This is a genomic window from Acidovorax sp. K2F (assembly GCF_025246485.1).
Lineage (GTDB): Bacteria > Pseudomonadota > Gammaproteobacteria > Burkholderiales > Burkholderiaceae_C > Acidovorax > Acidovorax delafieldii.
On sequence record NZ_JAOBSQ010000041.1, the window covers coordinates 148,411 to 173,236 of the forward strand.

Annotated in this window: 27 protein-coding genes; 8 read left to right on the top strand and 19 right to left on the bottom strand. The window is 65.9% G+C overall.

Annotation, left to right across the window (positions count from 1 at the left end; genetic code table 11):
* Window positions 1–4 precede the first annotated feature (4 nt).
* From N4G42_RS16300 to N4G42_RS16355, 12 genes are all read right to left on the bottom strand, one after another.
* The gene (locus N4G42_RS16300; protein ID WP_260667901.1) at window positions 5–1,294 is read right to left on the bottom strand and encodes a FimV family protein; all 1,290 of its coding nucleotides are present in this window, start codon (window positions 1,292–1,294) and stop codon (window positions 5–7) included.
* A gap of 143 nt (window positions 1,295–1,437) precedes the next feature.
* The gene (locus N4G42_RS16305) at window positions 1,438–1,650 is read right to left on the bottom strand and encodes a DUF2788 domain-containing protein (RefSeq protein ID WP_056064510.1); all 213 of its coding nucleotides are present in this window, start codon (window positions 1,648–1,650) and stop codon (window positions 1,438–1,440) included.
* Window positions 1,647–2,510, bottom strand: a complete 864-nt coding sequence (locus tag N4G42_RS16310) for a DUF2189 domain-containing protein (RefSeq protein WP_260667902.1) — start codon at window positions 2,508–2,510, stop codon at window positions 1,647–1,649. Before N4G42_RS16310 ends, N4G42_RS16305 begins: the two co-directional genes overlap by 4 nt.
* A 112-nt stretch (window positions 2,511–2,622) precedes the next feature.
* Window positions 2,623–3,330 carry an HAD family hydrolase gene (locus tag N4G42_RS16315; protein WP_260667903.1) on the bottom strand — a complete coding sequence of 236 codons (708 nt, stop codon included), beginning with the start codon at window positions 3,328–3,330 and terminating at the stop codon, window positions 2,623–2,625.
* Window positions 3,331–3,431: 101 nt separating this feature from the next.
* A complete protein-coding gene (locus N4G42_RS16320) occupies window positions 3,432–4,499 on the bottom strand; it encodes a LacI family DNA-binding transcriptional regulator (RefSeq protein WP_260667904.1) in 1,068 nt (355 codons plus the stop codon).
* A complete protein-coding gene (locus tag N4G42_RS16325; protein WP_260667905.1) occupies window positions 4,496–5,479 on the bottom strand; it encodes a 2-hydroxyacid dehydrogenase in 984 nt (327 codons plus the stop codon). Before N4G42_RS16325 ends, N4G42_RS16320 begins: the two co-directional genes overlap by 4 nt.
* Window positions 5,480–5,517: 38 nt before the next feature.
* The gene (locus tag N4G42_RS16330; RefSeq protein WP_260667906.1) at window positions 5,518–6,468 is read right to left on the bottom strand and encodes a sugar kinase; all 951 of its coding nucleotides are present in this window, start codon (window positions 6,466–6,468) and stop codon (window positions 5,518–5,520) included.
* On the bottom strand, window positions 6,465–7,211 hold the full coding sequence (locus N4G42_RS16335) for a sugar phosphate isomerase/epimerase (protein WP_260667907.1): 747 nt from the start codon (window positions 7,209–7,211) through the stop codon (window positions 6,465–6,467). The genes N4G42_RS16330 and N4G42_RS16335 overlap by 4 nt, the downstream gene beginning before the upstream one ends.
* 90 nt (window positions 7,212–7,301) lie before the next feature.
* The gene (locus N4G42_RS16340; protein WP_313771918.1) at window positions 7,302–8,090 is read right to left on the bottom strand and encodes an amino acid ABC transporter ATP-binding protein; all 789 of its coding nucleotides are present in this window, start codon (window positions 8,088–8,090) and stop codon (window positions 7,302–7,304) included.
* A gap of 151 nt (window positions 8,091–8,241) precedes the next feature.
* Window positions 8,242–9,048, bottom strand: coding sequence for a transporter substrate-binding domain-containing protein (locus N4G42_RS16345; RefSeq protein WP_260667908.1), 807 nt, complete (start codon window positions 9,046–9,048; stop codon window positions 8,242–8,244).
* Window positions 9,049–9,111: 63 nt separating this feature from the next.
* On the bottom strand, window positions 9,112–9,765 hold the full coding sequence (locus tag N4G42_RS16350; RefSeq protein WP_260667909.1) for an amino acid ABC transporter permease: 654 nt from the start codon (window positions 9,763–9,765) through the stop codon (window positions 9,112–9,114).
* 11 nt (window positions 9,766–9,776) lie between these two features.
* Complete coding sequence (locus N4G42_RS16355; RefSeq protein WP_015014910.1) at window positions 9,777–10,448, bottom strand: amino acid ABC transporter permease; 672 nt, start codon at window positions 10,446–10,448, stop codon at window positions 9,777–9,779.
* 202 nt (window positions 10,449–10,650) lie between these two features.
* On the opposite strand from N4G42_RS16355, the gene hemH reads away from it, so the two are divergent.
* The 4 genes from hemH to N4G42_RS16375 all read left to right on the top strand — a co-directional run bounded on the left by hemH (window position 10,651) and on the right by N4G42_RS16375 (window position 16,058).
* Window positions 10,651–11,763, top strand: coding sequence for a ferrochelatase (gene hemH, locus N4G42_RS16360; protein ID WP_260667910.1), 1,113 nt, complete (start codon window positions 10,651–10,653; stop codon window positions 11,761–11,763).
* A 207-nt stretch (window positions 11,764–11,970) separates the two neighbouring features.
* The gene (locus N4G42_RS16365) at window positions 11,971–14,457 is read left to right on the top strand and encodes a Lon protease family protein (RefSeq protein WP_260667911.1); all 2,487 of its coding nucleotides are present in this window, start codon (window positions 11,971–11,973) and stop codon (window positions 14,455–14,457) included.
* A gap of 180 nt (window positions 14,458–14,637) precedes the next feature.
* Window positions 14,638–15,453 carry a hypothetical protein gene (locus N4G42_RS16370; protein ID WP_260667912.1) on the top strand — a complete coding sequence of 272 codons (816 nt, stop codon included), beginning with the start codon at window positions 14,638–14,640 and terminating at the stop codon, window positions 15,451–15,453.
* A 272-nt stretch (window positions 15,454–15,725) separates the two neighbouring features.
* Window positions 15,726–16,058 carry a hypothetical protein gene (locus N4G42_RS16375; RefSeq protein WP_260667913.1) on the top strand — a complete coding sequence of 111 codons (333 nt, stop codon included), beginning with the start codon at window positions 15,726–15,728 and terminating at the stop codon, window positions 16,056–16,058.
* A gap of 176 nt (window positions 16,059–16,234) precedes the next feature.
* Here N4G42_RS16375 and N4G42_RS16380 read toward each other — a convergent pair whose 3' ends face one another.
* Together N4G42_RS16380 and N4G42_RS16385 are read right to left on the bottom strand one after the other, a co-directional pair.
* Window positions 16,235–17,122 carry an alpha/beta hydrolase gene (locus tag N4G42_RS16380; RefSeq protein WP_260667914.1) on the bottom strand — a complete coding sequence of 296 codons (888 nt, stop codon included), beginning with the start codon at window positions 17,120–17,122 and terminating at the stop codon, window positions 16,235–16,237.
* A gap of 58 nt (window positions 17,123–17,180) precedes the next feature.
* Window positions 17,181–18,131 (bottom strand): helix-turn-helix domain-containing protein, encoded by a 951-nt coding sequence (locus tag N4G42_RS16385; RefSeq protein WP_260667915.1) that lies wholly within the window; start codon window positions 18,129–18,131, stop codon window positions 17,181–17,183.
* Between the two features lie 143 nt (window positions 18,132–18,274).
* Between N4G42_RS16385 and N4G42_RS16390 the strand changes: the two genes are divergently transcribed.
* A complete protein-coding gene (locus N4G42_RS16390; RefSeq protein WP_260667916.1) occupies window positions 18,275–18,664 on the top strand; it encodes a nuclear transport factor 2 family protein in 390 nt (129 codons plus the stop codon).
* Window positions 18,665–18,795: 131 nt separating this feature from the next.
* Here the strand turns inward: N4G42_RS16390 and N4G42_RS16395 are convergent, their stop codons facing one another.
* The 3 genes from N4G42_RS16395 to N4G42_RS16405 all read right to left on the bottom strand — a co-directional run bounded on the left by N4G42_RS16395 (window position 18,796) and on the right by N4G42_RS16405 (window position 21,186).
* Window positions 18,796–19,671 (bottom strand): alpha/beta fold hydrolase, encoded by an 876-nt coding sequence (locus tag N4G42_RS16395; protein WP_260667917.1) that lies wholly within the window; start codon window positions 19,669–19,671, stop codon window positions 18,796–18,798.
* Window positions 19,672–19,845: 174 nt separating this feature from the next.
* The gene (locus N4G42_RS16400) at window positions 19,846–20,271 is read right to left on the bottom strand and encodes a hypothetical protein (protein ID WP_192421644.1); all 426 of its coding nucleotides are present in this window, start codon (window positions 20,269–20,271) and stop codon (window positions 19,846–19,848) included.
* A gap of 216 nt (window positions 20,272–20,487) precedes the next feature.
* The gene (locus tag N4G42_RS16405) at window positions 20,488–21,186 is read right to left on the bottom strand and encodes a class I SAM-dependent methyltransferase (RefSeq protein WP_056747103.1); all 699 of its coding nucleotides are present in this window, start codon (window positions 21,184–21,186) and stop codon (window positions 20,488–20,490) included.
* Window positions 21,187–21,330: 144 nt separating this feature from the next.
* Here N4G42_RS16405 and N4G42_RS16410 point away from each other — a divergent pair, with 144 nt between their 5' ends.
* The 3 genes from N4G42_RS16410 to N4G42_RS16420 all read left to right on the top strand — a co-directional run bounded on the left by N4G42_RS16410 (window position 21,331) and on the right by N4G42_RS16420 (window position 22,881).
* Window positions 21,331–22,212 carry a LysR family transcriptional regulator gene (locus tag N4G42_RS16410; RefSeq protein ID WP_121942515.1) on the top strand — a complete coding sequence of 294 codons (882 nt, stop codon included), beginning with the start codon at window positions 21,331–21,333 and terminating at the stop codon, window positions 22,210–22,212.
* A 113-nt stretch (window positions 22,213–22,325) separates the two neighbouring features.
* Window positions 22,326–22,574 (top strand): DUF2805 domain-containing protein, encoded by a 249-nt coding sequence (locus N4G42_RS16415; RefSeq protein ID WP_056747101.1) that lies wholly within the window; start codon window positions 22,326–22,328, stop codon window positions 22,572–22,574.
* Window positions 22,575–22,713: 139 nt separating this feature from the next.
* Window positions 22,714–22,881, top strand: a complete 168-nt coding sequence (locus N4G42_RS16420) for a hypothetical protein (RefSeq protein ID WP_156379521.1) — start codon at window positions 22,714–22,716, stop codon at window positions 22,879–22,881.
* A gap of 43 nt (window positions 22,882–22,924) precedes the next feature.
* Here N4G42_RS16420 and N4G42_RS16425 read toward each other — a convergent pair whose 3' ends face one another.
* Complete coding sequence (locus N4G42_RS16425) at window positions 22,925–23,950, bottom strand: phosphotransferase enzyme family protein (protein ID WP_260667918.1); 1,026 nt, start codon at window positions 23,948–23,950, stop codon at window positions 22,925–22,927.
* Between the two features lie 134 nt (window positions 23,951–24,084).
* The gene (locus N4G42_RS16430; protein ID WP_260667919.1) at window positions 24,085–24,822 is read right to left on the bottom strand and encodes an SDR family NAD(P)-dependent oxidoreductase; all 738 of its coding nucleotides are present in this window, start codon (window positions 24,820–24,822) and stop codon (window positions 24,085–24,087) included.
* Between the last annotated feature and the right edge of the window lie 4 nt (window positions 24,823–24,826).

Consider the following 24,826-nt stretch of genomic DNA (forward strand, 5'->3'; position numbering starts at 1 on the left):
GTCCCTACGCGGGCAAGGCACCCACTCCTTGTAGTCCGGGCAACCCGGCAGGCCGGTCATCGGCAGGTAGCACTGCTGTGCGGCGCTCGGCCTCGGCGTCTCCCGCTGCGGGCAAGGAAGACTGCGCCACATAGGCCGTCAGGGTGTTGCGCCACTCTTCGTTCGATGCGTCCATGGCGTGTCGCATGCGCGCCAGCAGCCAGCCTGCTGCCCCGACCGTCAAGGCCAGCATAGCCAGAAGCCCATACACCAAGGACGCCGGGAAATGCCCTGCATTCAGCTGTTCCACACGGGCCAGCAATGCGAGCGTGGCCTGATGGTCTTGCTCGGCCTGCGCGCGCATGCGATCCACTTCCACCTGCAAGGCCTGCATGCGCGCGCCGGGGGATCCCGCGCCGTCCGGCGCGTTGACCTCCGCAGCCGAAGCCGCCACCGGCATCAGTGTTGCGCCGTCGGACGGAGCCCCTTCGCCCGAGGCGGGCGGCGTGACCAGCGCCGTCAACGGCTCCATCACCAGCCGGGACTTGGAAGGTCCAGGCGCAACAGGTGCCGCTGCTGGAGCCACCGAGGCGGTGGACGATGCCGACGCCTGTGCGGGGGGCGCTGCTGCGGCCTCGGGCGCCATGCTGGGCGCGGTGCTGGGTGGCTCCTGAGGCGCCGTCTGCGCAGTGCTGGTCGCGGAAGCCACTGCCGCTGTGTCAGCGGACCGGCTGCGCGCAACGGGAGCCCCGGCAGACTTTGCGGCCAGTTTCGTGCCCTTGCGCTCTACCCGGCTGGCGGCCGACGCCTTGCGCGGCCGCGAGGGGCCCATTGCGGTGGCAGAAGACGCTTCTCCGGCAGCCACCCCGGCCGCCCGCGAGGGGGAGGCATCTGCCAACGGCACCTCCCAGGGAATCGCCACTGGCTTCAGCCCGGCAGCAACGGTGGCGGGCAGATCGGCCAGAAAGGTGTATTCGCGCGTCACCCGGCCCGTGCAATGGACAGAAACCTGGGCCGTCAGCACCGGCTCGTCGGCCAGATGGGAGGACTGCACCCGCAGCACCGGGTTGCGCTCCGGTTCGCCAGGCCGCACGCTCACCTGGACACGGCCTGCCGGCACGGCCACATCGCCAGACACCAGCCGCGCTTGCGGGCACAAGGCGTCCACCGACATGCCGGGGTCCAGCTGGACTTCAAAGCCCAGGTCGATGGGCTGTCCCAGCCACACCTTGCCTTGCGGCGCGCCCAGGGACAGGGCTTCCGCCGCCTCGGCCAGCAGCCCCAGGACGACGACGATCAGGGAGTTACGAAGCATCACAACCACCTCCTGCCATTGCAATTAGTTTCTACAGGAAACTAAACACAACGGAAAGAAATGAATGCGCAGGCCTCAGTGCCAGACCCCGGACAGATCGCGGTTGGGTGCGCCTGGCATTGAGCAACGGGCCGTGTGGCCCGCTACCGTTCCAGCCACCACTGGATCACCACCTTGGCCAAGAACCCCAGAAAACCCACGCCCAGGCCCAGGAAGAGCACGAAGGTGCCAAAGCGTCCGGCCTTCGATTCCCACGCGAGCTGCCCGATGATGAACAGCATGTAGGCGATGAACGCCCCCACCCCGTAGGTGAGGAAGAAGCCCGAGATCTGCGCCTCGGTAAATCCAAAAATCACGATCTCCCTCCAGGCCGACGCACAGGGGCCGCCGGTACAGCAGGGGCCACCAGGTCACGCTCGGGCAGGCTGGATGCATCCACCAGGTCGCGGTACGCATGCCAGCTGGCGTGGCCCAGCATGGGCATCACAGCGATCAGGCCCAGCAGCAGGGAACCCAGGCCCAGCAAGGTAAAGCCCAGGATGATCGCTGCCCAGAACGCCATCGGCAGCGGGTTGGTGATGACCGCCTGCCAGCCGGTGAGCACCGCCTGCAGCAGAGTGGCGCGGCGGTCCAGCAGCAGCGGCATGGCCACCACGCTGGACGCAAAAATAGGTGCGGCCATCAAGCTGCCCAGCGCCAGCCAGATTTCAAACAACCAGCCGTCGCGCGCCATGACCACATGGCGCAGAAAGTCGAGCGGTGTCTCGATGGGCACGGGCGCCAGCAGCGTGATGAGCGCCGCAGATGTCATGACCCAGCCCGAGGCGGCCAGCGCCAGCAGGGCCCCAAACTGCAGCATGCACCAGTAGTCGCTGCCCCATTTGTTCACATGGCTGTTCTGCCAATTGAGCCAGGTCTTGAGCACCACGCCCAGGTTGGCGGCTTCGCCACGCTCCAGCGCGCGGCTCAGCGCATACAGGCTGGTGGCCAGCACTGGCGCCACCACCAGAAAGCCCGACAGAGCCCCCGCCAGCAGCCAGAAGCGGTGGTGTGCCACTGCAAAGATGGCGGCCCCAAACAGTGTGAGTGCCAGGCCATGCGCAAAACTGATCCAGCCCGCCCGCGCCATGTCGCGCCAGGCCAGCACCAGCCAGGTCATGGGCTGCATCATGCCGATGGTGCGGATGGCGGGCAACGGGGGGGGAGTACGGGGCATGGTGGGAGGGGTCGCTGAGCGACGATGGAGTGTGACCTGATCGGGCAGCGGCTTCAACCGCCGCGCGCCCAAACCTTGACGTGAGGCAAGAAACCGAACCCAGCGAAACCGGTCAGGCCAACAGCCGGCACAGCGCGGTAAGGCTGTCCACCGTGGCATGGGGCGGCGTGTCGTCGTGCGGCCAGGGGTGGTTGGCACTATTGATCCACACCGCCTGCATGCCTGCGTTCAGCGCGCCCTGCGCATCCAGCGTGGCGTCGTCGCCCACGTGCAGCACCTCGTGGGGCAGCACATCAACGGCCGTTGCGGCCGCATGGAAGATGCGCACATCGGGCTTGGCGATGCCAAACTCCGACGCGCTGATGCTGTGGCGAAAGTAGTGGCCGATGCCGATGCGGTGAATATCGGCATTGCCGTTGGACACCGCCACCACCGGGTAGCGCGCTGACAAGAAAGCCAGCGCGTCGTGTGCATCGTCAAACAGCTCCACCCGCTGGCGCTCGGCAAAGAACAAATCAAACGCCGGTTCGGCCAGCGCGGGCTCGTCACCGGCCTGCATCAGCGCCAGCCGGATGGACTCGCGCCGCAACGCGCTCAGGTCGCCCTTCAGGTCAGGGCGCAGGGTCACCATCTGGTTGCGGATGGCGCGCAGCGCCTCGGTGTCCGAGAAGAGTGCCGCTGTGGCGGGCGCGTGGTGGGTCAGCCAGTCCAGCAGCACACTTTCGGCCCGCGTGATCGTGGGCCAGATGGGCCAGAGCGTGTCGTCCAGATCGATGGAGATGGCGCGGATGCGGGAGGTGTCCAGAGAGGGATTTGGCACAGGGCGCACCTGAAGGATGAAGGCGAAGAAAAGAGGCCCCGGCGATGCACCAGGGCGAGGGCCGCAAAGCATACCGCAGGCCTTTGCGGAATGCAGTGCGTTCAACCCGGGTCTGGCGCGCCCGCAGGCCCCAACGAAGATCCGCGCACCACCAGCAGCCCGGGGAGCAGGCTCTCGCGTGCAGGACCCTGCAGGCCATTGATGCGCTCCAGCAGGCACTGCGCTGCGCGTTGCCCGATGGCATCGGTGGGCTGGGCCACCGCGCTCAGGCCGGGCCGGATCAGCGACGCCCACTCAGGGTCGTCAAAGCCCACAAAACCCAACTGCTGCCCAAACGTCCACCCCATGCGCGAGACGGCTGCAGCCACACGCAGCGTGACCACCGAATTGCCCGCCACCACCGCGCAGCGCTCGCCGGGCCGGGCCTGCCGCAGCAGATCGGTGAGTGCCTGGTCCAGCACCTCATCGCCCTGCTCGGCCGCCAGCTCCAGCACCGCGCCGCGCACCGTCGAGCCCTTGGGGGACACCAGCGCACGAAAGGCCTCCGTGCGCTCGATGCGGGAGCTCACGCCTAACAAGGGTTGGGTGATGTAGAGCAGACGCTGCCAGCCTTGCTGCTGCAGGTGGGCACAGGCTTCGCGCATGGCGCCCTGGTTGTCCAGCGAGACGAAGTCTGCCGCCAGCCCGGCGTGGCGCCGGTCCACCAGCACGGCGGGCTTGCCGTGCAAGGTGTTCACATCCGCCTGTCCCTCGCCCTGCCCCAGCGTGTTGAGGATGAAGCCATCCACCTGGTAGCTGGCCAGCGCGTCGATGGCCGCGCGTTCGCGCTCGCGGTCGTTGCCCAGGTTGAACAGCATGACCAGGTAGCCCGCGTCCTGGCATGCTTTCTCGGCCCCGCGCAGCACAGCCACCGAATAGGGGTTGGTGATGTCGGCCACCACCAGGCCAATGAGCCGTGAGCGGCCATGGCTCAGCGCCTGGGCCATGGGGCTGGGCACATAGGCCAGCTTGGCGATGGCCGCCTCGACCCGCGCTGCAATGTCGGGGCTGAGCAGGCGTTCTCGGTGGTTGAAATAGCGCGACACCGTGGCCTTGGACACACCCGCCTCGGCCGCCACATCGGCGATGGTGGGGCGGGCGCGGGGGGCTGCGGGCGGCGGCGTGCTCATGTCTGCGCAGGGTTATACACGGCAGCAGGCCGTGCTCCCGCCAGCGCCTGCAGCAGGTTGGTGGTGGCCAGAGTTGCCATGGCATGGCGCGTGTCGTGCGTGGCCGAGCCAATGTGCGGCAGCGGGGTCACGCGCGGGTGGGTGCGCAGGGGCGACGCCAGCGGCAGCGGCTCGGTGGCAAACACATCCAGCCCCGCTGCGCGCAGGGGCCCATGGTCCAGCGCATGCAGCAGGTCTTGCTCCACCACGGTGGCGCCCCGGCCGCCGTTGATGAAGATGGCGCCGGGCTTCATGGCCGCAAACAGTTCGGCGTTGACCATGCCCCGCGTGCTGTCGGACAAGGGCAGCATGGCCACCACAAAGTCCGACTGCGCCAGCAGCGCGGGCAGCGGCGTGTGAACGGCCTTGCCCTGCAACTCAGGGGCCTGGTTCGCCAGGTCCACCGGGCGGCGGGCGTGGTACATCACGGGCATGCCAAACCCCAGTGCGGCGCGGCGAGCCACGGCTTGGCCAATGCGGCCAAATCCGAGCAGGCCCAGCGTCTTGCCATGCACATCGCTGCCAAACAGGTCTTCTCCAATATTCTTCGTCCACCGGCCCTCGCGCACCAACTGCGACAGCTCCACCAGCTTGCGGCTGGTGGCCATGAGGAGGGCAAACACCGAGTCTGCCACCGTTTCGTCGAGCACGCCTGGGGTGTGGCACAGCATGATGCCGCGCGCTTGCAGCACGTCCAGCGCGTAGTTGTCCACGCCCACCGAAATGCTGGACACCACCTGCAGCAAGGGCGCACGCGCCAGCACGGCGGCATCGATGGGAAAGCTGGAGCCGATGAGCCCGTGCGCCTGCGCCAGCGCGGCATCAAACCGCGCGCGCTCGTCGGGCTTGCGCGGGTCGGCCACCGTCACGTCGTGCACAGCCTTCAACCGCGCCAACTGGTCGGGCGGCAGCTCGCGAAACACCAGCACCTGCTTGCGCACTGGGCTTGTGCTGCCGCCTGTTGAAGGTAGCGCCAGGCTCACAGGCCCGCCTCCTGCAGCTGGGCGCGGGTGGGCAGCCCCTCGGTGTCGCCCAGCACCTGCACGGCACGCGCACCAATCCAGGCACCGCGGCGCACAGCGGCGGGCACGGTCAGGCCCTCCAGCAGCGCGCTGATCACGCCCACCGCAAAGCCATCGCCCGCGCCCACGGTGTCCACCACCTGGGCCACGGGCACGCCGGGCACGCGGCCGGTGCCGGCCACGTCGCTGTCGTAGTACGCGCCCTCGGGCCCGAGCTTGACCACCACCAGCTTGGCGCCGCGCTCACGGTAAAAGCGTGCCACGCCCTCAGGGGTGGTCTCACCGGTCAAAAATACGCCCTCTTCCATGCCCGGCAGCACCCAGTCGGCATAGGTCGCCAAGGTGTTGATCCAGTGGCGCATGGTCTCGGGCGACGACCACAGCGTGGGGCGCAGGTTGGGGTCGAACGAGATGGTGCGGCCCGCAGCGCGCATCACCTCCAGCGTGCGGATGGCCGCCTGCAGGCTGGTGTCAGAGATGGCGGCAAACACGCCTGTGGCATGCAGATGGCGCGCGGACCGCAGCCAGGGCTCATCCACATCGGCGGGACCCATCTGGCTGGCGGCGGAGCCCTTGCGGTGGTATTCCACCTGCGGGTCGCGGCCATCGGTCACGCGCTCCTTGAACTGAAAGCCCGTGCGCTGTGTGGCATCACACACCACGTGGGAGCAATCGATGCCTTCGCCCCGCATGGCGGCCAGCAGCGCGCGGCCCATGGAATCGGTGCCCAGGCGGCTGGCCCAGCCCACCTTCAGGCCCAGGCGCGCGAGGCCAATGGCCACATTGGTCTCGGCCCCGGCCGTGCGCTTGTGAAAGCCGGTGGCGTTCTCCAGCGGGCCGGGCTCGTTGGCCACCAGCAGCAGCATGGCCTCGCCAAACAGTGCGACGTCAAAAGCCGGGGCGGTCATGCAGCCTCCCGTGCAGCGCGGATAAAGGCCACCTGCTCGCGCGTGACGGCCACCAGGTCGTCACCCACCAGCGGGTATTCAATGGCATGCGGCACATCGGCTGGCAAGGCGCGCAACACGGCGCGCCAGGGCGCCACCGAATCGGCCAGCGGCACCGCCACCCACTTGGCGGGCAGGCGCTGCACGCCCTTGCAGTGCACATAGCGCACATAGGGCGCCAGGGCCTGCGCGGCCTGCAGCGGGCATTCGCCCTGCCAGTGCCAGTTGCCCATGTCAAAGGTCATGCCCAGGCCGAGCCCCGCCTGTGCCTGGGCCGCAAAAAAGGCCTGCATGGCGGCCAGCGTGCCGGCAGTGGCGGTCTGGTCGTTCTCGATCACCAGCTCCACCTGCGGAGCGGCCTGCAGCAGGGCCTGGAGGCGGTGCAGCGAGGCATGCGACGAAGGACTAAAGCCACCAATCGACATCTTCAGGCGCGGCGCGCGCAACACCTGCGCAGCCTGCACGCCGCGCGCCAGGGCTGCTTCATCCAGCTCGCCATGCGCGGTCCACAGGCCTTCGGGGCTGGAGTACACCGCCGCCCGACCCGCCAGCGCGGGCAGCTCGGTGGCCGCATCGCGCAGCAGCTCGCCACGCACCTCCACGCCGTCCGCGCCCGCTTGCTGGGCCAGGTCAGTGCACCACAGCTGGCCGTGGCGACCGGTTTCGGCCGCGCCGAAGGAGGAGAGGGAAATCAATACCTTCATGTGTTTCTTTCAGGCCGCGCCCCCACGGGGCGAAGGCCATCAACCGCACGACCTGTCAGGTCTCAATGTGCGTGGGTCTGTGCGTGGGTCTCAATGTGCGTGGTGCGAACTCAGGATCTGGCCCAGGAACTGCCGTGTCTTGTCGTGCTGCGGCTGGCCGAAGAACTGCTGCGGCGGCGCCTGCTCCAGGATCTTGCCGTCGGCCATGAAGATCACCCGGTCTGCCACGCTCCGGGCAAAGCCCATCTCGTGCGTCACGCAGAGCATGGTCATGCCGTCTTCGGCCAGGCTGATCATGGTGTCCAGCACTTCCTTGACCATCTCGGGGTCGAGCGCCGAGGTGGGTTCGTCAAACAGCATCACCTTGGGTGCCATGCACAGCGCCCGCGCAATGGCCACGCGCTGCTGCTGCCCACCCGACAACTGGCTGGGGTGCTTGTGCGCCTGCTCGGGGATGCGCACGCGGGTCAGGTACTTCATGGCCACTTCTTCGGCCTGCGCCTTGCTCATGCCGCGCGATCGCATGGGGGCCAGCGTGCAGTTTTCCAGAATGGTGAGGTGTGGGAACAGGTTGAACTGCTGGAACACCATGCCCACTTCGGCGCGCACGGCATCCACGTTCTTGCCGCCAGCGGTCAGGTCGATGCCATCGACCTCGATGCGGCCCTTTTGCACCGTCTCCAGCCGGTTGATGCAGCGAATCAGCGTGGACTTGCCCGAGCCCGATGGCCCGCAGATCACGATGCGCTCACCTTGCCGCACCGACAGGTTGATGTCGGTGAGCACTTGAAAGCTGTCATACCACTTGTTGACTCCCTCCATCGTGATGATGGGGGGTGCACCGGCGGTTGTCATCGTCGTAGTGACTGCGTCCGTCATTGTCAAAGGCTCCTGGGATGTCTCACTCTGTTCGACTGAGAGCGGATAAGAAAACTCAGCGAAGCGGTTCTGGCTAGGCGCTGCGTCGCAGACAGTACGGGTAGTACGACAAGACGCAGCAACGACGCCAGAAGAGTTTTATTAACCGCTCTTACTGCAGCTTGGGCAGGTCGGCGCCCAGCCACTTCTGGTACAGCTTGTTCAGCTCGCCATTGGCGGTGTTGCGGGCCACAAAGTCGTTCACAGCCTTGGTCAGCTCGTCCTGGCCGGGGCGCAGGGCGATGCCCATGGCCTGCTGCAGCAGGTTGAACTTGTTCTCGAAGGTGTTGGCGGGCACGCGCTTGGCGATCTGCGCCGCCACCGTGACCGAGCAGCCAATGGCATCGACCTGGCCCGAGATCAGCGCCTGCATGGCCGATGCATCGTCGTCAAAGCGGCGGATCTCGGCACCCTCAGGCGCAGCCTTGGTCACGGCCACGTCCTGCGTGCTGGCGCGGGCCACGCCCACGCGCACGGTCTTGAGGTCTGCCGCGCTCTTGATGTTGGCGCCTGTCTTGCCGTACAGCACGATGGTCGCGGCCGCATAAGGCTGCGAGAACTGCACCTGCTTGGCACGCTCGGGCGTGATGGCCAGCGAGGCCACCAGCACATCAACCTTGTTGGTCAGCAAAAACGGGATGCGGTTGGGGCCGGTGACGGGCACGATGTTGGCCTTCACACCCAGGTCCTTGGCCAGCAGCTTGGCCACGTCGGCGTCGTAGCCGTCGGGCTGGTTTTGGGCGTTGGTGGTGCCGTAGGGCGGAAAGTCCACCAGCATGCCGATGGTGATCTCACCCTTCTTCTTGATGTCCGCCACGGACTGGGCCGAGGCCAGCGGCGCAAAGGCCGTGAGCGCGGCACCCAGGCCCAAGGCGGCCAAAGCGGCGGTAGCGGTGCGGCGTTGCAAAGAAAAAGTCATCGCATGTCTCCTGGTGGTTGGTGTGAACGAGAACAGAAAGAAAAGAGGATGGCGGCGTGTGGGTCAGCGCGCCAGAGCGCGGGCGCGTTTGCGCTCCATGCGTGCGGCCAGCAGCGACAGCGGCCAGCAGATCACGAAGTACAGCGCGGCCACGGTGGTGAACACATGCAGCGGCTGAAACGTGGCGTTGTTGATGATCTGCCCCGCCCGCGTGATCTCGGTGAAGCCGATGATGGCGGCCAGCGACGTGCCCTTGATGATCTGCACCATGTAGCCCACCGTGGGCGGCAGCGCAATCTTGAAAGCCTGGGGCAGCACCACAAACCGCATGCGGGCCACGTACTTGAGGTTCAGGGCCTGCGCGGCCTCCCACTGGCCGCGTGGCACGGCCTCGATGCAGCCGCGCCAGATCTCGGCCAAAAAGGCCGCGCTGTTCAGCACCAGTGCCACGCCCGCGGCCACCCAGGGGTTGATGTCAAACCCCAGCACGGGCGCACCAAAGAAGATGAGAAACAGTTGCAGCAGCAGCGGCGTGCCCTGGAACACCTGGATGAACACCCGCGATGCATTGCGTGCCGCAGCGTTCTCTGAGGTGCGCGACAGCGCCACCACGAGCCCCAGCAGCGCACCGCCCACAAAGGCAATGGCCGACAGCGCCAGCGTCCACTGCGCGGCCTGCACGATGAAAAGAAACTCGGAGAGTCCGAAAGTACGCATGGTCGGTCTCCTTATCGGCGGTCTGGGTAGTTGAGGACGCGCTGGTAAATCAGCTTGAACAGCGCCGAGAAACTCAGCGCCAGCGCCAGGTAAATGGCCGTCACCACGATGTAGATCTCAAAGCTGCGGAAGGTCTGCGACTGCAGGTTGGCCGCCACCGAGGTCAGGTCGTCCGCCGAGATCACCGACACCACGGCCGAGCTGAGCATCAGCAAGATGAACTGGCTGGTGAGCGCCGGGTAGATGGCCTTGAGCGCGGGCTTGAGGATGACAAACCGGAAGATCTCCCACGGCTTGAGGTTGAGCGCCTTGCCCGCCTCGATCTGCCCCTTGGGAATGGACTCGATACCCGCCCGCACGATCTCGGCCGCATAGGCCCCCAGGTTCACCACCATGGCGGTGAGTGCTGCGGTGTAGGGCGACCAGCGCAGGCCGATGGACGGCAGCGCGAAGAAGAAGAAAAACAGCTGCACCAGAAACGGCGTGTTGCGGATGACCTCGATGTACGCATTGATCAAAAACCGCAGCCAGCCCGGCCCACCGGTCTTGCCCCAGGCGCAAAAGATGGCCACCACCAGCCCCAGCAAGGTGGCGGTGAGCGACAGCTGCACGGTGATCCAGGTGCCCTTGAGCAGCAAGGGCCACGCGGCAAACACGGCATCGAACTGGAACTGGTAATTCACGGTGAACAGCGGTTATTCCAAAGTGGCGCCAGTTTATGAAACCGGTTTCATAACCACATCAGGGAATACCCGATGCACCCAAAAATGGCGCTGCCGACACCCGAAGACGCTATGCCCGGCGCTGATCTCGCAGGCGGTGGCGTGCCGGGCCGTAAATAGGCTCCCGGCCCGCACTGGCACGGCGCGTGGGTGAAAATGCCGCATGCCTTCCTTCCACCCCGAACCCCCTTTCACCCACGGCCAGGCCGACCGCACCGCCGTGCTGCTGTGCAACCTGGGCACGCCCGACGAACCCACGGCCCCGGCCGTGCGCCGCTATCTGGCGCAATTTCTGGGTGACCACCGCGTGGTGGAGATCCCCAAGCTGCTGTGGATGCCCATCCTGCACGGCATCATCCTGCGCACCCGCCCGGCCAAGTCGGCCGCCAAATACGCCAGCATCTGGACGCCTGAGGGCTCTCCCCTGGCGCACTGGACGGCCAAGCAGGCCACGCTGCTGCGCGGCTGGCTGGGCGAGGCTGGCCACAACGTGCTGGTGCGCCACGCCATGCGCTACGGCAACCCGTCCATCGCCAGCCAGCTCGATGCGCTGAAGGCCGAGGGCGCCACGCGCATCCTCATCCTGCCGCTGTACCCGCAGTACTCCGCCACCACCACGGCCAGCGTGTTTGACGCCGTCTACACCTGGGCCGCCGCCACGCGCAACGTGCCCGAGTTGCGTTTCGTCAACCACTACCACGACGCCCCCGGCTACATCGACGCCCTGGCCCGCACCATCGAGACGCACTGGAAGCACCACGGCCAGCCCGACCAGCTGGTGATGAGCTTTCATGGCGTGCCCGAACGCACCCTGCACCTGGGCGACCCCTACCACTGCGAAGCACGCAAAACCGGCCGCCTGCTGGCCGAGCGCCTGGGGCTGCGCGAGGAGCGCTACCGCATCACCTTCCAGTCGCGCTTTGGCAAGGCCAAGTGGCTGGAGCCCTACACCCAGCCCACCATCGAGGCGCTGGGCAAGGCGGGCACGCGGCGGGTGGACGTGGTGTGCCCCGGCTTCACCAGCGACTGCCTGGAGACGCTGGAAGAAATCAACATGGAAGTGCGCGAGGCCTTCTTGCACGCGGGCGGCAAGGAGTTTCACTACATCCCCTGCCTGAACGACAACCACCACTGGATCACGGCGCTGAGCCGCGTGGCCCAGCAGCACCTGGCGGGCTGGCCCACCGAGGCCCCCACCGCCGCCGCACTGGCCGATGCGCGCAGCCACGCGCTGGCCGGTGGTGCGCCTGCCGGGGTTTGCCCGGTGGCGCACTGATACGCATGCCCATGCCATTACGCATGCGAACGCAAAAGCGAATGGCACCGGGCGGCCTGCGCGCCCATGGTCATTCACTACATTATTGATAGCACCCAGGGCATATTGCACTAGCGCATCTGCCCGTTTTGGCTCATATTTTGGTCGCCAGGTGCTGCACGGCTGCCTGCCACGCCCTCCGCACCGCCCCCTCCTACACCCACATCAATGCCCGCATTTGCCCTTGCCCCCCACCAGTTGCGTCTGACCATTGACCCCGCCACGCTGGGTTTTGCCAGCACCGCCGAGCTGCAAGACCTGCCCCTGCCCTGGATCGGGCAGGAGCGCGCCCAAGCCGCTGCGCAATTTGGTCTGGCGATGCAGCAGCCGGACTACCACCTGTTTGTGCTGGGCGAAGTGGGCAGCGGGCGGGCGTCATTGCTGCGCCAGGCCATGCAGGCCGAGGCCGCAAAACGCGCGGTGCCGCCCGACCTGTGCTACCTGCACCACTTTGACCAGCCCGACCGCCCCCGCGCGCTGCGCCTGCCCGCAGGCGAGGGCCGCCTGCTGCGCCAGGGCCTGGCCGACATGGCGCGCAGCCTGCAGGCCGACATCCCCAAGCGCCTGACCAGCCCCGACTTCAAGGCAGAGGCCGAGCGCATCGAGAAGACCTGGCAAACGCAAGAGAGCGAAGCCTTTGCAACGCTGGACGCTTTTGCCGAGGCGCGCCAGTTCCGCCTGAGCCGCGAGGCCGGGCACATGGTGTTCACCCTCACCGGCCCCAAGGGCCAGCCGCTGACCGAGGGTGAAGCGCGTGCCCTGCCCCGCGAGCGCCGCGCCGAGATCGACGCCGCCGAGCTGGAGCTACGCGCCGAGATCGCCAAGTTCCTCGAAACCACCCGCCCGCTGGAGCGCGCACGCGACGACGCCCTGGCTGCCCTGCGCCGCCAGACCGTCAAGCCCCTGGTGGAGCACGCGCTGCACGGCATCCGCCAGGGCCTGCGCAAGCAGATCAAGGACGCCGTCAAGCTCACGCAGTGGCTGGACCAGGTAGAGCGCGCCGTGCTGGACCACATCGACCTGTTCGAGCCCGGCGACACCGACCAAGGCCAGGACGCCGAAGACGACCGCAAGGACGCGCTGGACGACCTGCTGGCCCGCTGCCAGGTGAACGTGGTGGTGGACAACCACGGCCGCACCAGCGCCCCCGTGGTGGTGGAAGACAACCCCACGGCCCGCACCCTGTTCGGCAGCATCGAACACGGCGCAGACGCCGACACCGTGCAGGCCGACCACGCCAGCATCCATGCAGGCAGCCTGCTCAAGGCGCATGGCGGCTTCATCCTGCTGCACCTGCACGACCTGGCCGCCGAAGAAGGCCTGTGGCCGCGCCTGCGCCGCTTTCTGCGCTGCGGGCGCCTGCAGATCGAGGACGGCAGCGGTGGCGGCGGCCCCGCCCATGCGCCCGGCGGGGCCGTGGCGCTGCAGCCCGAGCCGGTGGACGTGGATGTGAAGATCGTGCTGATCGGATCGGTGGAGGAGTACTACGCGCTGCAAGAGGCCGACCCCGACGCCGCACGCCGCTTTCGCGTGAAGGTGGACTTCTCAGACCGGTTCATCGCCACCCCCGGCACCCACCAGTCCTCGGCCATCCTGGTGGCGCACGTCTGCAAGAAGCGCGGCCTGCCCCACTTTGCCGCCAACGCCGTGGCCCTGCTGCTGGAGCAATCGCACCGCGAGGCCGACGACCAAGGCCGCCAAAGCGCGCGCTTTGCCCACACCGAGGCCCTGGCTATCGAAAGCGCCGCCCTGTGCAAGGCCCGCGCAGGCACCCTGGTGCAAGCCGCCGACGTGCAAGCCGCCCTGGCCGCCCGCACCCTGCGCCACAACCAGCCCGAAGAAGAACTGCACGAATCCATCACCGAAGGCGAACGCCTGATCACGCTGCAGGGCTCCATCACCGGCCAGATCAACGCCATGACGCAGATCGACCTGGGCGACTACCGGTTTGGCTTCCCCGTGCGCATCACCGCACGCACCTTTGCCGGGCAAGAGGGCCTGCTCAACATCGAGCGCGAGGTCGATATGTCCGGCCCCATCCACGACAAAGGCGTGCTCATCCTGCACAGCTACCTCACCGCGCTGTTCAGCCACGTGGCACCGCTGGCACTGAACGCGTCCATCGTGTTCGAGCAGGAATACAGCGGCGTGGAAGGCGACTCGGCCTCGTGCGCCGAGCTGTACGCGCTGCTGTCCAGCCTGTCAGGCCTGCCCCTGCGCCAGGGCATCGCCGTGACCGGCGCACTGAACCAGCACGGCGAGGTGCTGCCCGTGGGCGGCATCAACGAAAAGATCGAAGGCTGGTTCCGCGCCTGTGCGACGGCCGGGCTGGACGGCACTCACGGCGTGCTGATCCCCGCCCGCAACCAACGCCACCTGATGCTGGACCGCAGCCTGCTGGATGCGGTGGAGCGCGGGCTGTTCCACGTTTACACCATGGGGCACGTGAGCGAAGGGATTGCGCTGCTGACGGGCGAGGCATCGGGCATGAGCCCGGCGGAGTTGCTGCAGGCGCAGGCCGATGAGCTGGCCGGAGGCGCGGCTACGGTGGAGGACACGGTGATGCAGCGCGCGGAGGTGACGCTGCGGGCGTATCGGAAGGCTTGTCAGGTGGCGGGGGGTGCGCGGAGGGGGCGCGGGGTGCGGGGGCGGTAGACGGGTTGGTGAACCGCGAAATCGACTGCTCAGCGTTCTGACGTCTTTCTAACGATTGCGCCAAACCAAGCGATGCCCCCGAACGCGTACTATCGGCCATCAGTGTCCAGAATATTCCGCACGGTCCGGTTTGTCTCGCAGGGTTTGCGAGATACATCACGTTAGGCGTCAAAGACATCCATGCACGCAGAACCCCCTGTTTCACTCGACGCTGTACGCGACGCGCTCGAACGATCGGGCTACCTTATGGAGTCCCGACTCGTTCGCCTCCTCACCGCAGCCGACTATTTCGTTGAACCCAATGTGTCTCACAAGGACCCTCGAACAGGCAAAGCGAGAGAGATCGACTTGACGGCCGAGAGCGCCTCAGGAGCATTTCGTCCAGGCGCATGCGTCAAAACGACCTTCGTGATTGAGGCTGTCAACAACCGGTTCCCGATAGTGCTTCTCACGGAGCGGCCGTCGTCTCCCAACGCGGATTTTGAGAGCTATGTAAAGTTTGGTACGAGCCCTAACCCGTGCCCGTTCCTTAATGAAATTCACATCTACGATGAAAAGGGGGCGGACTGGCACGATCTCTTCTCGCAGTTTTGTGCCCTGAGCAAGAAGAGCGGCAAAGAAGAGTTAATGGCTAGTCATCCAGACGATATTTACTCGTCGCTTCTCAAGGCCGCGGAGTACACGGAAGACCAAGTTGCCGAATTTGAAGCCTGGACAGAAAACGAGACAGGAAAGTATTGGCGACTTTTTGTTTGGCACCCTATGTTAGTAGTCAGCGGCCAACTGTTGACAGCGAAATTTTCTCCAGAGGGGACCGTTCTATTGCAGGAAGTTCAAATCGCGCGCTTGGAGTTCAATTGGCACGATGGCGACAGTCGGAAAACGACGGTTATTGAGGTAGTTCGAGAGGACTTTCTCCTTCAGCGTTTGAATGCCATTCGTGCGCAAGACGATTCCCTCGAAGCTCGAATTCACGATCTGAAGGCTTCCCACTAGTCTCTGGACGCCCCCCTCGAGTGACGCACAACCATTCCCGTCGAGCGGGCCCGCCTAAGGCAGGCCGCCTAAGTAAAACGTTGAGCGTCCGCTTCCATATGCCGTACAAACTCCTTCTGGCTGATTCTTCCTCATGGCGAAGAACACTAGCAGTCGTTGATGCGCGTTAACAGAAGCGCATTTCAATCTTGAGCAACACTTCCAGCATTGCAGTGCAATTTCAGAGAGAACACACAGACGCTCTCATACGCGAGCGCTTCAATTCGTCTTTCATGAGCGACGCCAAATGGGTTCGTTTGCTAGAAGCACTTGTCAGCGTTCGTGCCCTCTTCGAATTCTGCAAAGTAAAACTTGTGTGGGATGAATCCACGAGAGACATGTGGATTCCTTCATCCAGTTCGTTCGGCTTTTCTTACTACCGGGGTTCGATGGAGGGAATGATCTCTGGGACACCGCGCGGTTTTTACAAGTACAAAGAGGTGGAGTGGATTGAGCTTTCTGCAGAGGGCGAGAAAGCTCAATCCATCGTCCTCAAACTGAAGGCTATTGGTAAGTTCGAGCTGGAGCGCAGTGACAAAGGGATAAAGCTCTACGCCTATCGCTGACGCAGTCATTCAACCGGCTCTGAAAAAATACATCGGAAAAAAACCGATCGCACAGCGAAGTCCAGGCCTCGCCTTTGTGCGAAACGTTGACAGTCGGCCTCTTCAACCTGTATCCACAAGTACTGTTGAAAGCAGGCGTAGACCAGCCAAATCGCCGCCGTGGAACTGCGGCTCGCCTACGCCACGTTCACACGCGCCTTCAGCCAAGCCACCACATCCCCCGTCACCTCATCCCGATTCGTCTCATTCAAGATTTCATGCCGCGCCGCCGGGTACAGCCTAACCGTGACATCGGTCACACCGGCATCCCGATACCGCTGCCCCAATTGCTCTAACAAGACCCCGCCTGCAGCCAACGGGTCTGCGTCGCCGGATGCGATGAGGATGGGCAAGTCCCTGCGGATGCGCGCGAGCTGCGCGGGGTCGGCCAGCCGGGGCGCGGGGGCGAAGAGTGAGGGGATCACGTCGGGCGGCACGTCCCAGCCGCACCACGGGTCGGCCACGTAGGCATCGACCTCCGCAGCGTCGCGCGACAGCCATTCGTAGCCGGTGCGGTGCTCAAAGCCTGCGTTGAATGCCGCGAGCCCGGCGGGGGCATCAGCAGGCGCATTGGCCATGGCGGCGGCAAACAGGTCGAGGGCGGTGGAGCCTGACAGGATGACGCCGGACCAGGTGGATGAATGGTCCAGGATGGCCGCCTGCGCTGCGAACGAGCCCATGGAGTGGCCGAACAAAAAGAGCGGTAGTTGCTGCGGCCCATGCTGCGCACGCAGCAGCGCGCCAAACTGGGCCACGTCGGCAATGAGGCCGCTGAAGCCGGCGCTGCCAAAGTCACCCAGCTTGCCACTTGCCGTGCGCCCATGGCCGCGATGGTCCACGGCGTGGACGATGAAGCCTGCGGCGTTCAGCGCCCGCGCAAAGCGGTCGTAGCGCTCGCCATGCTCGGCAAGACCGTGGGAGATTTGAACGACGCCCACTGGTTGGCCCGGGGTTTGGGCCCAGGTGTAGGTGGTGACCTGGGTGCCGTCTGCGTTGGACTGGAAGGAGGAGGTGGTGGTGCTCATCGTTTCATTCTGGCACGGGGTCTGGTCGGCACGCCACGATGAAATCGCCTTCTGCGCCTCACCCCGTTGCCTGCAAGCGCTCCGCCATCCCCTGCGGGGTGGCTGCCTGCCTGCTGCGAAATTCGGTCGGGGTGCACCCCGCCTCCCGCTTGAAGAACTTGGCGAAGTTCGCCAGATCGCTGTAGCCCAGGCTCTCGGCAATGCGCGCCACCGGCCAGGTGGTGTGGGCCAGCAGGCGCTTGGCCTCCAGAACGATGCGGGTGGAAATGAAGGCCTTGGGTGTGACACCGGCTGCTTCCAGCGATGCGCGCACCAGGCTTTTCTCGGAGCAGCCCAGCTGCTGCGCATACCGGGGCAGCTGGTGCCAGGTGGCAAAGTGCTTCTCCACCAGCAACTCAAACGCCTTGAATCTCTGCAGCGCGCGCCCCGGGGGAACACTCTGTGCGGACTGCTGCTCATGCGCCATGCGCAGCCGCGTCAGCAAGGCATAGAGCTGGTAGCGCAACAGGGCGTGGACATGCAGCGATGCGGCGTGGGTCTGCGTGTCCTGCTGCATCTGCGCAATGGCGTGGGCAATCACCGGCGCGCTGTCGCTGCCCAGTACCCACGCGGTCGGCAGGCCGTCCAGCCCGTCGATCGGGGTCTGCGCCTGCGCGGCGGGTGCGGCTGCCCACAGAAACTCGGGGCGGAACAGCACCATCCACCCGTCCCAGTCCTGGGTGTCTCCAAAACTGTGGGCTTTGCCAGGCCGCAGGACCAGCACCGAGCCCGGGCCGCAGCGCACGTGCTCGAAGTCCACCAGGTGGAGGCAGGTTCCCTGCGTCACAAAGATCAGGGTCGGAAAGGCGTAGCGGTAGGTGGACGCCAGCGCCTCGCCGCCCACCCGTTGCCGCAGGTCCGATACCCGGAATATCTCCAGGTCGAGCGGGTACAGCCCCTCGGGCTGGTAACTCAGGTGCTGGATGTCGGGGTGGCGGGCTGCGGCGGGTTTGTGATGGCGTGGGGTCATGGGTCAGCAACGGCAGGGCGCAGGGGTTTGTCCTGAAGTGACAGTAAATCTCCCCATTTTCACCGCCTGCGGGGGCTTTGATTGTCCAACAATGACCTCACAGCGCCCCAGGGGCGTTGCCCCAAAACCACCAAGGAATCCACATGCACGCCATAGAAATCGCCAAGACCTACATCCAAGCCGCACAAACCGGCGACCAGGCCACCCTCGGACGCGTAATCTCGCCCGACGTGGTCTGGCACCAGCCGGGCCGCAACCAGTTCTCGGGCACGCACCGTGGCTTGGCCGCCGTGGGCCAGATGCTGGGCGAGATGATGGCCGTGTCGAAAGGGACGTTTGCGATCACCCGGGCCGACCACTACATGGCCAACGGCGACTGGGTGGCCGTGAGCATCGAGTTTGCAGGCAAGCGCGACGGCCTCACGCTCCAGCAGGCGGGTGTGGATCTGCTGCACATCGTGGATGGAAGGATCGTCGAGGTTCGCCTGTTCTCCAGCGACCCGGCGCAGGAAGACGCGTTCTGGGGCCAGTGACGGCCCACGACCCGCCCCTGCCTGTGCGCCCGAGCCACCGGCTTGGGGCAGGCAACGCGGGTTTTTTGAGTCAAAAAGGTGCTTACCGCCCGTCTGTATTCATTGTTAGCTATCTAATTTATAGCAATCAATTACCCACCAGATTGCACGCCCTGTGTGCACGCACCCGGCAACCCGCCTGCCGCAGGCGCGCATCCCGGCGCAGTAGCGCGGGGCGCGCGGGCGGCCTGCATCGCATCGCGAATCGCCTGTACCACCGCCTCGGGCTTCTCCAGGGGGATGCCGTGCCCGCTGTCCACCCACACCTGGGTGGAGCCTGGATAGAGATGCGCGATGTCAGCGCGTTTTCGGTGCACATCGTCGGCCAGTGCAGGGGAAGCCCCCGGGGTGCGCAGCGCGCTGAGCACAAACACGGGCACCGATGGGTCCACCGGCAGGCTGGCAACGCGCTGCCCCGTGGCGTCCAGCGCTGCCAACTCTTGTTTGACCACGTCAGAGGTGCCCAGGCGGAAGGCCACTTTCAGCCATGTCGGCCACAGGTCGGGGTTGCCAACCCCCCGCATCTGCTCGGGGTGGGTGGAGTCCACCAACACCAGTGCCGCCACCTCGGCGGGGTATTGGCGCGCGTACAGCTGCATGTACAGGCCGCCCAGCGAGTGGCCGACCAGCACATAGGGCGGCGGTAGCTGGCGGGCCCTGAGCAAGGCCCGCAGCTCTTGCACCACCTGCGCCCCATCGCGCGGCTGGGGGGACGCGTCGCTGCGGCCATAGCCCGCGCGGTTGTAGGCCAGCGCACGGGTTTCTGCCACGGTGTCGGGCCAGACCTTGGACCACCAGTCCAGCCGGGCGCCCAGGCCGTTCTCGAACACCACCACCGGGGTGCCCTGCCCTGCCTGCACGTATTCGACCGTGCGCCCGTCCACCGTGTCGGTGGTGGCGCCGGGCAAGCTGGCGCAACCGCTCAAGCAGACTGCCAGCAGCAGGCTGGCCCAGTGCCATCGGTTCATGGTCTCAAATCCTTTGCATACAGGTTCATGGCCCGCAGGCCAAAGCAGCGCGGTGCCATTGAGAGCGGCTAACAAAACTCAGCGAAGCGGTTCTGGCCAGGCGCTGTGTCGCAGGCAGTACGAGCAGTACGACAAGACACAGCAACGACGCCAGAAGATTTTTGTGAGCCGCTCTTAGCAGCGGCCCGCCGTGCGCAGCAGCGCATTGCATTCCTTGGGCGCAGCGCGGCCCTGTGGCTGAGCAGCCGCTGCTGGTGCCTGGGCGCCACCATTGCCCGCGCCGCCCACCATGGCGGTGCAGACGGCGTCGGAATGGGGTGTCTGGCCGAAGCTCATGGCTTTCTGAAAGCCCGTTGCGCCGTACAGATAGCACCGGTAGCTGGCGCCGTCGCGGGTGTTGACGGTGTAGTTGATGCGGCCGCCAGTTTCCTCCTGCCGGTCGGTGATGGTGAACTGGCCTGCCGTGCGCCCGATGGCTTGCCCCGTGCGCTGCTCCAGGCCTGCCTGGTCGAGGGTGGACGCGCAGCCGGTGAGGAACGCCACAGCGGCGACGAGGCCAGCGGCGGAGGTGAGAGACAGGGGGTGGTTGCGATGGTTCATGGTGTGAGTGGCATTGATGGGGGGTTGTGGGTGAGCGAGCGGAGCCGTGGGGGCAAGAGGTGGGTGATGACGGCAGGGCCGCAGCAAATCGAATATCTGGGGACCCTTCTGCGGCGCATGGAATGAAAGCAGGGGGCCGGCAGCGCATGCGTGGGCAAGGCTCCGCCCGGCGGCCTTGGAAAGCCGCCAGTCTGTGTTGAAGGGAGTGGGTAAAACTCAGCCCGGTTTGCGGGCCACGATGAAGGCGCGGATGTCCTTGCCGCGCGTGCCATGCCGCTCGGTGCAAACGATTTGCAGGCCCTGCTGCACCATGGCCGAGCGGAGCCGCTGTTCGTCAAAGGACAACACCGGCGGGGCCTTGCCGATGGCGCGCATCAGGGGCACGGCCAGGTAGGGGATCAGCGGGTTCATCTCTGCGATGCAGGCGGTCTTGGAGATCAGCAGCCCACCCGGGCGCAGCACCTTCACCAGTTGCCTGAGCGCGTCGTCCAGATCGGTCATCAGGTGCAGCACGTTGAAGGCCAGCACCGCGTCGTACACCTCAGGCCCTGGGGCCATGGCCTCTGCGTCGGCCACGGCGAAGCGTAAGGCTGCTGAGGGTTGCGCGGCCAGCCGCTGGTGGGCGATGGCGATCATCTGCGACGACACATCGGTGGCCAGCAGGCTGCGGGTGAATGGCGCCAGGCGCAGCGCCGTGCTGCCGGTGCCGCAGCCAATCTCCAGCACGTCATGCTGGGGCGACAGCAGGCCTTGCACGCGCTGCAAGGTGGCCTCGTACCCTGCCAGGTCGGCAATGGGGTCGGCGGCGTATTTGGGTGCAATGCGGTCCCAGAAGCGCGCTTTGGCTGACGCAGCCGGCGGGGTGGCGGCGGAGGGCAATGCGCGGGAGACGGGAGCAATGGCAGAAGACGACATGGTGTGCAGACCGGGTGAAGTGCTGATGCGGCGAGGTACAGAGGCAAGTTGCTGAGGCAAGTGCAATGAGCAACACCCAGATGCTATCCATGCATTGAAGCTCAGGAAACTGCGGTAAATTGCAGTGAACATATACGTTTACGCATGGATAACCTCGACTGGAACCAACTGAAGGCATTTTTGCAAACGGCGCAGACCGGCTCGCTGTCGGCCGCCGCACGCAAGCTGGGCCTGACCCAGCCCACACTGAGCCGGCAGGTGGCGGCCATTGAGCAGCAGATGGGCGTGACGCTGTTTGAGCGCGTGGGCAAATCCATGGTGCTCACGCCCACCGGGCTGGACCTGCTGGAACATGCCCGCGCCATGGGCACTGCGGCAGAGGCTCTGGGCCTGGCCGCCAGCGGGCGGTCGCAAGCAGTGGGAGGCGTGGTGTCGGTGTCGGCCACCGATGTAGTGGCGACGCACTTGCTGCCCCCGATCCTGCAACGCCTGCGGGCACAGGAGCCAGGCATTGCCGTGGAAGTCATCGCCTCCAACGCGCTGAGCGACCTGCTGCGCCGCGAGGCCGACATTGCCATCCGCCACGTTCAGCCCGAGCAACCCGAGCTGATCGCGCGCCTGGTGCGCGAGGCCCGGGCTTGCTTTTACGCGTCGGAGAGCTGGGTTCAGGCCCACGGCCACCCCCGCAGCGCGGAGGACGCTGTGAATGCGGAGTTTGTGGGTTCAGACCGCAACGGCCAGTACCTGGCGTATCTGCGTCAGTACGGTTTGAGCCTGAGCGAAGACAACTTCACCTGCTACGCCGACCACACCGCGGCTCACTGGGCGCTGGTGCGCCAGGGTATGGGCATTGGTGCCATGATGGACGAGATCGCCCGCGAAACGCCGGGCATCGTCCGCGTGCTGGACGATGTGGCGCCGGTGCGTTTTCCCGTCTGGCTGGTGTCGCACCGCGAGCTGCGCACATCGCGGCGGATTCGGGTGGTGTTTGAGGCGTTGGCCGAGGGGCTGGCGTTAGATCGCTGAACGCCCGCGCCAAGGGGTCGTGGAGGGCTTGCATGGCAAGGGTGAAAGGGCCACCGCAGCGCAAGGAGAAAGCAGGCGCACTACCCTCGCGCCACCACCTGAACACACTGACCATGACCACACCGCGCGCCGCCGACTTGCCGAGCACCCACCCGAGCGCGCCGCTGGACGCCGCCACCGTGGGCGAGATCATCCAGATGGCGCTGAGCGACCACGTGAGCTTTGCGCAAATCCGCGCCGTCCATGGTCTGCACCACGATCAAGTCAAGGTGCTGATGCGCACGCACCTGGCGCCGGGCAGCTACAGGGCGTGGCGCAAGCGGGTGAGGGAGTTTGGAGAGCGCCGGGAGAACTACAAGTAGGCGGTGGGCAAGCGCCGCCCAGCACCTGTTCAGCACCTGTTCAGCACCTGTTCAGCCTGGTACCGGCAACATGGCGGCAAGGGTCAAGGCGGCATCTGACCCCGACCCTTCTCCACCTCTAGCCGCTGCAGGAACCACCATGAACACCGACCTCAAGAACTTTGTGCTCCCCATCGCCCGGGCCGTGTCCGCCACGCTGTTTTTTGTGTTCAGCGTGGCCTTTCTCTCGGTCCCGTACAGCCTGGAGCAAGACCCCAGCGATGCGCAGCAACTGACGCATCCAGTGGCCCCACGCCACATGACCTGAGCCTGGGTGCCAGCGCAACCCATCGGGGCTCGGCCAAGGCCCATCAAGCGGGCAAATCCAGTCGGGCCCAGGCGGCCATCACATCCGGCTGCTTCTTGATCCAGTCGGCAGACATCATGTTGGCGCCCCAGTGGTGGATGCGCGCCACGCCCTCCCCCATGTTCCACAGGTGCCTCAATTGCACGAAGAGCGGCAGGGCGGCGAGGTCGGCATCGGTGACATGACCGCCGCCTGCGCGGTAGCCAGCCAGGTACTGCTGCCAACGCTTCAGCAAGGCTTCGTCGGGCTCCATGGGGGCCTTGCGCGGCAGGTTCGACCAAAGCAATACACACAGGTCATAAGCCAGGAACCCCGGCCCGGCGTCATCAAAGTCGAAGAAGGCGGCGCGGCGCACACCCTCGGCATCGGTGTACACATGGTTGTTGAAGCCATGGGTGTCGCCGTGGCACATTACACGGGTCAAGGTGCTTTCAACATCCGCCAGCTCGCCCAGAAGGCGGTGGATCAGTTCGCGGTAGGCATCCAGCACGGTGGGGGCCAGCTCGGGATGGGCGGCAAGGTACTCCAGCGTGCGGCCCGCCAGATGGTGGCCGTCTAGCACGTAGCGGCTTGCGGGGCCTGTGTAGCTTTGCGTGGCGCTGTGAATCTGGGCCAGCGTGGCGCCGGTCAGGTGCAGGTCTTCGGGGGTATCGGGCACAGCGCCATCGCAGTGACGGAAGAGGACGAGCACACGAGGGCCCTCCGGGAACGACAGGGCCACGCTGGTCGTGCCGTTCGCCGCCAACACCGGAGAGGCCACACCCACGCCCTGCGCCTCCAGGTGAGCCAACAACGCCAGCTCAAAATCCACGTTGAACGGACCGCGCGGTCGGATGGCGCAGAGCCTTGCCACGTAGCGGCTGCCGTCCGCTGTTCGCACAGCGTAGTTGTCATTGAGGTTGCGGCGGATCAGGTAGCACTGCTGCACGGGCAGGCCGTAGTGGCGCTCTACCCACTGCGCCACAGACGCGGCTGAGGCCGTGGTGTGGGAGGCAACCAGTGTTGTGTCGGGCGATGGGGTTGAATGCATGCGGCATTCTGCATGCAAGCCATACGACGGATGCGCACGGACAGTGGCACATGGCGTGCCTTTGAGCAAAAGGCCCGCCAGCGCTTACTGCTGGTATGCAAGCAGTATCAAAACCATAGCACCGCGCGCAACGCTTACCAGGGGAGTGGCGCGCCACTGTAGGCGTAGAAGCTGCCCGTCTCCTCGGGCGCGAGCCCATCCAGCACCCGCAGCATGTCGCTCGCTGCATCCGCCGCCGGGCGGCCTATTTCTGCGCCATTGAAAGGGGCCGACAAGGCCGAGTTGACGGTGCCCGGGTGCAGCGCCACCAGCACGGCCTGCGGGTGGGTGCGGGCCACTTCGATGGACGCCGTTTTGACCAGCATGTTGAGCGCGGCCTTGCTGGCGCGGTAGCTGTACCAGCCGCCCAGGCGGTTGTCGCCAATGCTGCCCACCTTGGCCGAGAGCACAGCCAGCAGGCCGCGCCCCTGCTTGGGCAGCAGCGGTGCAAAGTGGGCCAGCACCAGCGCAGGGCCGAAGGTGTTGGTGCGGAAGGTGGCTTCCATCTGCGCGTAGTTCAACTGGCCCAGGCGCTTTTCAGGCATGCCGTGGGGGCCGTGCAGCAGGCCTGCGGCGTGGATGATGCAGTGCCACGGCCCCTGAGCCTTGAGCTGCTGGGCTGCTGCGGCGATGGTGGCTTCGTCATCCAAATCGACCGCCGGGTGGGTGTGGCGGCCCAGCCCCACGACCAAGGCGCAGCGCGGATCGGCCTGCAGGTGGGCGAGGAAGGCACTGCCGATGGCGCCGGTGGAGCCGATGACCAGGGCGCGGTAGCCGTCGGGCAGCGACTGCAAAGAAGTGAACGGCGTTGCGGCGGGTTGTGCTTGAGACATGGCG